The sequence below is a fragment of the Sulfitobacter sp. genome (assembly GCF_036961165.1).
Lineage (GTDB): Bacteria > Pseudomonadota > Alphaproteobacteria > Rhodobacterales > Rhodobacteraceae > Sulfitobacter.
This window is the reverse complement of sequence record NZ_JBALVJ010000018.1, coordinates 54,001-64,842: the sequence shown is the minus strand read 5'-3', so window position 1 is coordinate 64,842 and position 10,842 is coordinate 54,001. Positions and strand designations below refer to the sequence as shown.

8 protein-coding genes and 1 tRNA gene are annotated in these 10,842 nt (G+C 54.2%); 1 reads left to right on the top strand and 8 read right to left on the bottom strand.

Annotated elements, in window-relative coordinates:
- Positions 1 to 12 precede the first annotated feature (12 nt).
- Together V7730_RS10280 and V7730_RS10275 are read right to left on the bottom strand one after the other, a co-directional pair.
- Positions 13 to 513, bottom strand: coding sequence for a UPF0149 family protein (locus V7730_RS10280; RefSeq protein ID WP_335747508.1), 501 nt, complete (start codon positions 511 to 513; stop codon positions 13 to 15).
- Positions 514 to 566: 53 nt separating this feature from the next.
- Positions 567 to 1,262: an SDR family NAD(P)-dependent oxidoreductase gene (locus tag V7730_RS10275; protein WP_335747506.1), complete on the bottom strand. Its 696-nt coding sequence runs from the start codon at positions 1,260 to 1,262 to the stop codon at positions 567 to 569.
- Positions 1,263 to 1,334: 72 nt separating this feature from the next.
- Here V7730_RS10275 and V7730_RS10270 point away from each other — a divergent pair.
- Positions 1,335 to 1,409 (top strand) — tRNA-Gly (locus V7730_RS10270).
- A 344-nt stretch (positions 1,410 to 1,753) separates the two neighbouring features.
- On the opposite strand, the gene V7730_RS10265 is transcribed toward V7730_RS10270, so the two are convergent.
- The 6 genes from V7730_RS10265 to V7730_RS10240 form a co-directional block, all read right to left on the bottom strand.
- The gene (locus V7730_RS10265; protein ID WP_335747505.1) at positions 1,754 to 5,110 is read right to left on the bottom strand and encodes an ATP-binding protein; all 3,357 of its coding nucleotides are present in this window, start codon (positions 5,108 to 5,110) and stop codon (positions 1,754 to 1,756) included.
- Positions 5,111 to 5,525: 415 nt separating this feature from the next.
- Entirely contained in the window at positions 5,526 to 6,326 is an 801-nt protein-coding gene (locus V7730_RS10260) for a hypothetical protein (RefSeq protein ID WP_335747504.1), read from the bottom strand.
- Positions 6,327 to 6,577: 251 nt separating this feature from the next.
- Positions 6,578 to 7,708, bottom strand: coding sequence for an AAA family ATPase (locus tag V7730_RS10255; protein ID WP_335747503.1), 1,131 nt, complete (start codon positions 7,706 to 7,708; stop codon positions 6,578 to 6,580).
- A gap of 134 nt (positions 7,709 to 7,842) precedes the next feature.
- Positions 7,843 to 8,238: a hypothetical protein gene (locus V7730_RS10250; RefSeq protein ID WP_335747502.1), complete on the bottom strand. Its 396-nt coding sequence runs from the start codon at positions 8,236 to 8,238 to the stop codon at positions 7,843 to 7,845.
- A 181-nt stretch (positions 8,239 to 8,419) separates the two neighbouring features.
- Positions 8,420 to 8,611 (bottom strand): helix-turn-helix transcriptional regulator, encoded by a 192-nt coding sequence (locus V7730_RS10245; RefSeq protein ID WP_335747501.1) that lies wholly within the window; start codon positions 8,609 to 8,611, stop codon positions 8,420 to 8,422.
- Between the two features lie 683 nt (positions 8,612 to 9,294).
- Complete coding sequence (locus tag V7730_RS10240) at positions 9,295 to 10,653, bottom strand: tyrosine-type recombinase/integrase (RefSeq protein ID WP_335747500.1); 1,359 nt, start codon at positions 10,651 to 10,653, stop codon at positions 9,295 to 9,297.
- Positions 10,654 to 10,842: the final 189 nt, after the last annotated feature.

Below are 10,842 nucleotides of genomic sequence, written 5' to 3'. Positions count from 1 at the left end.
CACGTCATTGTCCTATCCCGCCCACCTGAAAGTTAGAGAAAAGTAGAGCAGCGGATAACAACCCTGACAGAGGGGGGGAAGATCGCTTTGACCTTCGGCGATGTCGAACAGCGCCAGCATCATGTTGACCGAAGCAGCAGCTTTCTCGTCCTTGCTCGCTGCAATCTGCTCCCAAGCATCCGGCCGTAGGCGCATCGCACGCTCGAACCCACAGCACCATGTCTCCCAGAGAATTTCCCCTGTCTGGGTGTCTTCTTCATAGAGCGGGCCGTAGCCATTTGCCGGAGGCATCAAGCACTGTGCGACGTTATTGTAGTGACGCATCAGCAGGTCGGTGACGCTCTGCACATCCTTGGGCGTTTCCAAGTGTTCTGTGCTGCTCCCCCAGACACAAGATAACCATTCCCCGGGCATGATAATTTCTGGACAGACGATGAGACCGGCGCAAAACCCGTCAAACTCACTGAGGAGCATGCCATCCTCACTCGTATGGAGAGCAGCAGCGCGTCCAATTGGTCAAGTTCGTCATCGGTGAGCATCGTATCAGTCCAGTATCTGCAGAGCCGCTAAAACCGCTCGACCCAAGGGCGCACGACGACCTCATTGGTCCAGGCACTGCGGTCCTGCTCAATCAGATGGCGGTAGGTGCGGGCAATCGCCTCGGGCCTGAGCATAGATCCGGGCTTGTCATCCGGTTCGGTGCGGCCCGGGTTCAGTATGCCACCGTCGATGTTGACCCAAGCGACATGGACCCCTTGTGGGTGCAGTTCGCGTGCCATGCTTTCGGCCAAGCCGCGCTGGGCAAACTTGCCCATGGCAAAAGGTGCAGATTGCGGGAAGCCTTTTACACCTGCCGATGCTCCTGTGAACAGAATGGTCCCTTTCTTCCCGTCAATGGCCTCTGCCTCAAGCATACGCTTTGCAGCGTGTTTGCCTGTCAGAAAAGCGCCGATGGCGGTAACATCGATAGCCCGGCGCACGTCCTCGGTGGATAGGTCAGTGATTGGTCCGCGAACACGTGCAGACGGGTTATAGATGGCGACCCTCGGAGCTTCGGGCGGATCATCGAACAGGGCCGCGACAGCGCTTTCATCCGTTGCATCCAAAAGAACCGTGCGTGCCCCGGTTTCGTCAGCAAGAGACTGCATCTTGGCCGCGCTGCGTGCGGCCAGCGTCAAAGAATAATCTGCCATAAGGTTCCGCGCCAAAGCAGCGGACAGCCCGTCACCTACTCCTATAATAACAGCATTCGGCTTACTCATCGAAATTCCTCTCCCTTTGTTCAGCAGATACTTGACCTCTGAACGAGCATGAAATACGTCTTACCACGCTGAGCGGGCGTTGTGTAATGGTTAAGACCTCAGTTTTCCAAACTGAAGATGAGGGTTCGATTCCCTCCGCCCGCTCCAAATATTTCTTTAAGGTCTTGTTGGAAAACAACTTTTATTTAGCGCTGGATGTCATTCTGCCCTTAAGTCCGCCCTTAAATCATATCTGCTTTTGGGATCAAAATGGGGCTCGAGCTTCGATTTGGCTCAGTGTTGGTGTGTCACACTACCGTTGTTGGCTGTCAAAAGATCGGCTTGTAAGAGCTATGCTGCGCCATGCACATTTCTACATAAAGGGCGGTTTGCGGACATTCGCTGCGGTGGCCAGATCAGAACCCAAAATCGCCAAAGCCGACATTCCAACAGTCCCATGGCAGGCCGCCTCCGCAGAAACGCGGTGCCAATGCAATGCGTCGAAAGTCGAATTATGGTGCCAGCTCTGCGAGCAGTTTTCGGGCCGTCGCCCGATCTTCCAGGCAGTCCCCCTCTGCGATGCTGTCATGGACAGGCTGGAGGAGAGAGATTGCCTCGGCGGTCTTTCCCTGATCTCGCCAAAGGCCCGCCAGATCGATTGCGGCGCGCAGTTCCCATAATTTGGCTCCCTGATGCCGAGCGACGTCGAGGGCAGTGCCTAGGTGTCTTTCCGCAGCTTCTGTGTCATTACCCGCGTTGGCTATTGCCGCTTGCAGCCGGTGGAGGTCGGACAGAGCGTAGGTCTCGCCCGTCTCGTCGATCAACTCTTGCGCCATCTCGGCTAGTTCAGAGGCTTGTTCTCTAGAACCCAGAGCCAGTGATCGCCGAGCTGCTTCCACCCGGCAAATCGGGACAATCATCTTAGATTTTGTTGCAACAATTGCTGCATCCGCCTTTATATAGTTTGCGATACCGGCATGATCTCCTTTTCCAGCCAGCAGCAGCGATTGGGTGAGTGATGAAAATTGCTGAAACCATACCAGGCTATGCTCCGTCGCCAGAAAAGCCAAATTATTCGAATGCCGCTTAAACTCAAGCTCATCCTGCCAAAGCAGCGAGTTCAGTGCCCCGACGGTATGTTGGTAACAGACCGAACCGACGTGTCCTGAATTCATTCCGTAGTGTTCTACATCGCGAAAATGTTTGCGCGCCCGCTTGCTATCGCCAAGAAGTGCGAGATTGATACTCAGGAAGCCATTAACTCCAACGCCCATATCAATGCCGTACTGCTTCTCCAACCCCTTGTGCCGGTCCGCGTCGAAGAGGGCCAATGCCCGATCATAATGGTGTTGGGCTTCGGCTAACCGACCCACATTCGTCAAGGCAACACCATAGGACCGATTTGCTGTGGCGGCAGACGCTGTGTCCGATGCAGCATCGGTGAGTCGCACGAACGCCTCACCGTGTCGCACCGCTTCTACGTGATCCGCGCGAAGATATCTTGTCGTCATTAGACCGTAGAGGATTGAAAATCTTAGGGGGGTCTCACCGATCCTGTCTGCAAGGACGAGAGCCTGTTCGAAAGCCGCTTTTGTCTCGTCTGCACCCCACCCACTACGAGCCATAAAAGTGGCACCTAGCTGAACTTCCAAGGACAGGGCACGAGTTAGCATCCCGCTGTCGCTGTTCTCCAGTTGCGGTGTGATCAGCCTTATCGCATGTTTGAGATGTGAGATAGCCTCGTCAAAGGCAGGTCTTCCCAGCGCGGCCGTGCTCGCAGCCTCCCACAGGTCGATAGCCCGTTCAGTATGGTTTGCGGCCTCGGCGTGAACAGCCAGCACTTCGGGGGCGATATCGCGGTCTGCCTCCAGCGCCACCAATATACGCGTATGCAATGCCCTGCGCCGCTCTTTGAGGAGGCTTTCATAGGCCGCGTCCCGAACCAGCGCGTGTTTGAACAGATACGTCGCCTCGGGTGGCAGGCCGCGACGGTAAATCAGTTCGGCTGCGATCAGACCTTCCATGGCCTCGGACAATTCGGCGTCTGGCAGGGGTGAGATTTGCGACAGCAGTCCATGGCTGAACTCCCGCCCAATACAGGCGGCGGTCTGCGCCACTTCCTTGATCGGACTCAACCGGTCAAGACGCGCCATCAGGCTGTCATGCAGCGTGGTGGGAATGGCGATTGCGCTGAGCGGGCCGTCGAGAATGTAACGCTCACCGCCTTCTTTAAGCGCGCCAGATTCGAGGATGGTCTTGGTTAGTTCCTCAACAAATAACGGCACCCCATCGGTCCGCTGTGCGATGATTTCCATGATCTCATCTGGCAACGCTTTGCCACCGGTCAGCTTGGACACGATTGCACCAATCTGATCTTTACCCAGCCGGTTCAACGCGAACCTTGTGACGATGGGATGACCTCCAAAGCCATACTCGAATGTAGGCCGGGCCGTGGCGAGGATCATGATGCGCTGATCAGTGATCTGATCCAACAGGATGTCCAGCAGCTCCTGCGATGTTGGGTCGATCCAGTGCAGGTCTTCAAACACCATCAGGACAGGCTTTTCCGCCGCTTGATTGGCCAGCAGCCCCGCCAGTGCTTTCATCGTGTGTGCACGCTGCTGCGCAGGTGTCAGGTCCAACGCCCCATAGCGCGCCTCGCCGTCCAGCCCAAGTAATGGCGCGACCAGCCGCAGTGTGTCCTGATCAGAGCCAAGCAGCTTTTCTAGCTTATCGAGCCGTATATCGGGACTGTCTGATTGCGCAAACCCCGCCGCGAAAGACATTTGCTGCGTAACTGGATAGAAGGCGCTGTCCGCGTGATAGGGTGAACATTGGTAGGTCATCCGAGTGTGATCGTCTTTGGCGACTTCCTCGATGACCGCCTGCGTGATGCGCGACTTACCGATGCCCGCCTCACCGCTGACAATGACCATCTGACCTTGGCCTGACCGGGCCAGCGCCCAGCGTTCAGTCATCAACTCGATCTCACGCTCACGCCCGACAATGGGCGTCATCGCGCCTGACTGACGGGCTGCAAAGCGGCTTTGGACGGAAGCATCGCCTTCCACCAGATAGGCGTCGACTGAGCCTGCGATGCCTTTCAGGTTTTGCCCAACGAGGGGAGAAAGATCGAAGATCGCGCCCAGCAGACGTTGCGTTTCCTTGGCTACAACCAGTTGGTTCAGGCCCGCGACCCCTTGAAGACGCGCGGCGAGGTTTGGCGTTTCGCCCACCACCGCCGCTTCTTGCGTTGCACCGCTGCCGATCAGATCGCCAACGATGACGACACCGGTTGCGATGCCGACGCGGGTGGACAGAAGCGATCCATTGGGCGCTTTGGTTTTCTTGACGGCATCGATAATCGACAGGCCCGCGCGGACCGCGCGCTCAGCGTCATCCTCGTTGGCGCGGGGCCAGCCGAAATAGCACAGCACCCCGTCGCCCATGAACTTGGCAACAAAGCCCTCAAAGCGGCTGACAATGCCAGCGACAGTGTTCTGGTAGCTGGTGATGACATCGCGCATGTCTTCGGCATCCATCCGGGTTGCCATTTCGGTCGAACCTACAAGGTCGACGAACATGACCGTCAGGTGGCGGCGTTCAGCGTCGGCGGATGCTGCTGTAGTGTCTGCAGTAACTGTCTGGGGCGCGATGTCTTTAGTTGTTTCAACAAGGGAGGCAGGAGGCTCTCCAAGGCGTTGAATGGCGGCCCATACTTTGAGCCGCGGGCCTAAGGGCAGGCCCAGCTCTTTGAGATTGTCCTCAACTAGACTTAGCAAAATCTCGAAATCAATCTCGGCCTCGGCGAAAACCGCAGAATATTTTTCCAATCCGAGTTGGGATAGCCAGCTATTAATGTCCTGCAACTTGATCTCCTACAGGTACCGATTTCAGTAACCGACTCCCCTCCAACCTTGATATTAACGTGATTATGGGTTGTGTCATGCCTTTACTTTACGCTTAACTCAGATCGTTTAACGGCTGATCTGTCTGTCGGCGGCAACTTGATCAAGGCGGTTCCAACCACTTGGGCTGCCACTTGACGGCCAGAAAAGCAGCGCGATGAATGAATGTCCGCAAAGCGAAAACAGCGCAGAAAATTTACGATGAGGCTGACCGGCATGTCTGGGCCGGTCGTGAAGTCCCAAGTCGTGATGCAAATGCTAAATGGGCTCATTGCGACGCGACCGCTTCGGGCTCGAAGCCGACCTCCGCTGCAATAACCACCAAGGTCCGCTATGGGCCGTCAGCGTCATCCGGCAACAACATAGCTGCCAAACACTAGTGATCCATATCTCCTAAGTGGTTGCGCGCATCTCGGGCTAGCGCGGTGATAAGCTTGCGGGTTGCTTCTATGTCATGACTGCGCCCACCGTGCCGATATTGTGGATGGCCGTGACCCGATTTATGACCACCTTTTGCACCATGCATCCTGCAAACTTCCCAACCCCGAACGGCGGGGCTTTTACAAGGCAACCCACTACGTTTTGATTTTGCCGTGCACCGTGGGGCTAAGTGCATGGGGCTAGCGTCACCTTTCATCGCGCCGCCCCCCCCCCTCTCATGGCTTACGTTACCGACAACAGCTTGCCCGCCACTCTCTACCGTCACGCGTTCCACCCTTACCGTTTGTTGGCCTTTGCTGCGGTAGCGTTTGATCGTTTCCATTTGAGCGGCATAGGTCCGGGCTAGCTTGTTCATCGCGCGCTCTGCAGCGTCCTGTTGTTGGATGCTGGTAATGTGGTTTAGCTTTTGTGCCATCATCATCATAGCTTGGTGCGTTGCCGCCATCTGAGTGAATAACAATGCCTCGGCTGCATCCTCGGGCTTCATGGCATCAAGAAAACCAATCGCAAAGTTTGCCGCCTTTTCATCTAGTCGCTTGCCCCAAGAGCCAAGGCTGACAATCTGCCCTATCAAGCCAAGAGCAACAGACTTGCTTGTGACCTCGTTTGATATTCTATCAAAGTCGCCGTCGATCTCGATGTTCAAGCAGTTATTATTATTTTCTACCTTCAAGGATGGCGGCGTGCGTTTCGGGTTTTCGGCAGGCTGTGAAGCTGAAGTTTTATCTAGTTCCATTGAATGTCCTTTGAGGCTCGCGGCTCTGTGTCTGGCTGGATTTTTCGCTTGGTGTTGATTTCCATCAGGGGCAGCTTTCGTTTGGACGAACTGCGTTTATTCCATCCGCATACAGAAGGCGGATAAAGACCATTTCAGACAGCCGAACCACGCGAACAACCGTAACACCCCATAGGGGTGTGTTACGTTCGTTACGCTCGAACGGGCGCGAACACGTGATGAACTGTTCCAATGTGTTACGTCTGTTACGCTCAATCAGCATCTTGGACCCTCCAAACGTAGCCGCCCCATTCGCGCACCACGTTTAGATCCATCAGCTTGTCCTTGGCCCTTTTGAACGCCATTCGTGCAGCTGCATCACTGACGCCGTTCGTTAAGCCGTGAACACCACAAGACGCGCGCCAATGATCCACTTGAACGGCCTTTCTATTGGCGGGGTAAGCCGTGCCAGTCTTGGCCTCACCATATTCGCGCAACGCGTCATAAAGTGCCTGCATTGCGATCTCGTTCTTGCCACTTAGTCGAATGGTTTTCTTGGCCTGCTCAACTGGGCTAATAATAGCAGACGTGACAGGTTCGCCGTCCTGATCCTCACCCAATTCAACCGTTTTGAGCGTATAGCAAAACACACCACCGCACGGACCATCTCGCTGCTTAACCACCTCGGCAGTCACAACGTCACCCGAACGAGTGAGACTTATCTCCGTATCAACTGCACCTCGCAGTGAACTGGAACCACGTGCGCCCTTGCTCGCATCTTTGCCGCTATGATGGATCAGCATGACGTGTGCGCCCATTCGTTCCCGGAGGTAATCAATGCTCCTAATAAACAGCCCCATATCTTTGGACGTGTTTTCGTCACCGTCACCCATTGTCCGCGCCAATGTATCAACAACAATCAATGTAGGTTTTTCGTCAAGCTCCGAGATCGCGTTGCCAAGCGCCTCAGCATCAAGCTGGCCGTGAAGGTCCATGCCGATTTTCATCAGGGTGAAGCTGCCATTTGCTGCGTGCGCGGCAATATCTGGGCGCTCCAGTTTCATCGCTTCGACCCGGTTATCAACGCCTGTTCCACCCTCACAAGCAATATAGATAACGCGGCATTTGCGATTGATGACACCTTGTCCATCCACCTGGACGCCGTGCCAAGGCAGCCGCGCAGCGATGTGAAACGCTAGATCCAGCGCAAAGAAAGTCTTGCCCGAATTAGGCTCACCATAGACGACAGACGCGCCACCACGATCAAGCCAGCCTTTGACGAGGTAACGGCTTGTTAGGTGCGGCCTGATGTCAGATAGAGATTGCATCGCCTCTCTTAGCTTTGCTGCACGACCCGCTAAGGCAGGCGCGATAATGTTGCTAGGTCGGCCAACTTTCGCCATATGCTCGCGGTCCTGACGATCTAATCCATCAAAACTCGTAGGTGGGTCGCAATATGTTGCTGGGTCATTCTGTGGCATATCTGGTCGTGGGTCGCTGCATGATTGGGTTGCTGCAATACCATTTGAAACAGCAGTCATGCTGCAGCCCTCTCGCGCACAAAGTGCAGGAAAGCTGACTGGCGTTGTGGTGCCATACGGTTGAACGCTGCCAAGCAATAAGCGTCGAGTTCGTCTGCCTCGGCCATATCGGCCCAAAATACAGCCTGATCCATACGGTTGAACAAAGGTGCTTGAGGTATACCCGCGCCAGAGCGGCAGAGAGCCGCCTCCCGCGTGTCTTCTACATGGTCGGGATGAAGCGACTGCAAAGTGGCGTAAGTCATCCGTATGCGCTCTGCATCGTCAAGGCGAAGTAATACGATTGCAGTAAACATACCCCAACCTTCGCTATCGCCAGTGGTAAGGGCGTAGCCAATAGACCGCGCGACTGCTTTGTGGGCGGGTTTGATGAATTCTGAGATTGCAGTCATACTATCGCCTCCCCAAGTCTCGCCCTTAGCGGCTCGACACTGTGACTGGCGTGGTTCCAAAAGTATATTGCGCCAGAGCACTGTTTGGTAGTAGGTCTTACTGAAAGTTTAGTCGCTTCGATTGCTAATTTAGCGCCGTTCCCCATTGCAGTGGGGGCGGCGTTTTCTTTTTTCTGATGGTTCATGATACCACCACTTGGCTAGCTTCCCAAGATACCAGATCAGCCATGCGCCAATAGTTCAGGCGGTTAATTTGGATCGGCTTGGGAAAGTTCAGATCAGCGTCTTTGACCCAGCGCCAGATCGTAACGTGCGATTTCTGGTAGCGGGCTTGGACCTGCGGTCCTGTAACGAATTCAGTTTGGGTGGTCATCAGCCAAGGCTCCTTTCGGGTTATGCTATGGCTGAACTATTATAGGGTCTTCTTTGTAGCGTCGTAGGTATAGAAAAACGAATAACTACCTACGAAAGAGCGCGCTGAGTTCCTCCCTTAACGTCTTGTCCTTCCAGACGTTAAGAATTGTGTCGTATGTTATCATTCTGTAGCCACATTTATGAAATGCAACTGCGAGTATATCTGCAGCACTATTGTGCCCAGAAGTGGGGTTCCGTTGAGGTGTATATTCATACGTATCTATGAGAAATTTCATATATCGGACGAAAATTTCGTTTCGCATCCAATTTTTGTCGTTACCTTTACCCAAAATTCTCCCTTTTGGTTTTGTTGTGTTTCCTGCCACGATTTCAGCACAAAGGTATCGTAACGCAGTGGGCAACCCCAAGTTTTTGTGAAGGTGCCATCTGCAAATTTTTCTCGCAATATCATATGCGCCAGCATATTTCTGTGCATATTCAACTACTATTTTCGCTCTTGCCTCCCAGTGCGAATAGCTACCATCATTAACCAACTCAAAACCGTCTTTAAGTTCAAATAGCGTGTAAAAAAATGCGCGTCAGCGCCTAAGTGTTCCCCAGAATCATCTGTGAATACGATTTCCAATCTTTCCTTCTGCAAAAGCATTTCAGAGAGCAAATGGATCATCGGTTTATGATCCGTCATTGCAGCGCCCCCTGAAAGGTAACAACCTTTTCAGGCTCTATCCCCTGCACAAAGTTACCCCACGCAGCCATCATGTGACGCCGCTTTTCAACCTGATCTGCGCGGTTGTATGCTTGCGTCACTTTGCTTCCGACCTTGTGAAACAATGCAACCTCGGCCAAGTCGCCATCAAAGCTGGTGCGGTCTGCAACCCATGTTCGGAACGCGCTACGCAACCCATGTGGAACTGCCTGCTCGGCTGTCTTTGCATCAACAAAGCCCTTCGCACCGCTTGCAAAGTCCGCCTCATGTATCACGCGCATTATCTTGCCCATCGCCGCATCAGACAAAGCTCCGCCACGTGGTGACCAGAAAACAAGATCGGACCCCTGTAGCCTTGGCAGGTTTTCCAGCAGTGCTACCATGCTATTCGTCAATGGAATGCGCTTTGCGGTGTCGCTGGCAGCTATCTTTGACGATTGCCGACCCGGCTGGATCGTCCAAAGGCGAGTATTGAGATCGATTTCTTCCCACGTAGCAAATCGAATTGCCCCGGATCTTGTCGCTGTCATGGCTTGGAACGCTAACGCCTTGGCCCCCATGCCTTCACGGCCCTGTAGCGCCTGCCACCAACGCGCCATGTCATCCAGTTGCAACGCGGCATAATTCTCGGCACCGGATACCTTACCGGGCGCGGCAAGCACCATGTCGAGATTGCCCTTCCATCGTGCAGGATTGTCACCCGTCCGATAGCCCTGCACCGTTGCGTAGGCCAGCACCTTTTCCAGCCGTTCCCGAACTTTAACGGCAGTCACTGTCTTATCATCCCAGATCGGTGTCAGAACGCGCAGCACGTCCTGCAATCCGATATCCTGCACCGCCATCTTGCCGAGATCTGGCAACGCGTAAATCTCAACAGTGCGCTGCCATTGCTCGCGGTACTTGTCGGTTGAAAATTCCTTGATCTTTTCAGCTGCGAATTTTTCCCACGCCTCGGCAAAGGTCCTACCTCTACGTGCAGCGGCTATAAGCGCGGCGTGTGTGGCCTTCTTCTCTGCTATGGGGTCGATGCCTGCTTCAAGCTTGGCTTTGGCCTCTCTGGCCTTGTCACGCGCTGTACCTAGTAAAACATCAGGATACGCCCCAAGGCCAAGTTCGCGCTTTTTGCGGCCCCGCTGAATCGTACCATTCGAAAGCTTAGTCTCGACCCAATCGCCATATCGTGTCCGCAGCACCCATGACTTAGCTCCGCTCGGCCATATTTGGATGTGAAGGCCAGCTACGCCACCCACGGCGACCCTGACAGGCTTTGTGCCGCCGGGATGCTTTAAGCCCTTGATCTGTGTCGGTGTAAGTTCTTTTGCACGTGGTGGCATATTTAACCGCCCTTAATTCTGCCCTTAAATATGTTCTGCAACGTAAGGGGATGAAAGGCTATGAACAAGTGTAAAGCAAAAATACCTATAAAGTATGGGTAAAATATGCCATTTTGAAATGTAATGAAAGGCTAGTTGGGTTCCCTCCGCCCGCTCCATAAACCCCCGTTTCCTTTGCCACCTGCGACA

Excerpts from the sequence above, each read along its gene's own strand:
- V7730_RS10245 (WP_335747501.1), bottom strand. The coding sequence starts at position 8,611 with ATGACCACCCAAACTGAATTCGTTACAGGACCGCAGGTCCAAGCCCGC.
- V7730_RS10250 (WP_335747502.1), bottom strand. The coding sequence starts at position 8,238 with ATGACTGCAATCTCAGAATTCATCAAACCCGCCCACAAAGCAGTCGCG.
- V7730_RS10255 (WP_335747503.1), bottom strand. The coding sequence starts at position 7,708 with ATGGCGAAAGTTGGCCGACCTAGCAACATTATCGCGCCTGCCTTAGCG.
- V7730_RS10275 (WP_335747506.1), bottom strand. The coding sequence starts at position 1,262 with ATGAGTAAGCCGAATGCTGTTATTATAGGAGTAGGTGACGGGCTGTCC.
- V7730_RS10260 (WP_335747504.1), bottom strand. The coding sequence starts at position 6,326 with ATGGAACTAGATAAAACTTCAGCTTCACAGCCTGCCGAAAACCCGAAA.
- V7730_RS10240 (WP_335747500.1), bottom strand. The coding sequence starts at position 10,653 with ATGCCACCACGTGCAAAAGAACTTACACCGACACAGATCAAGGGCTTA.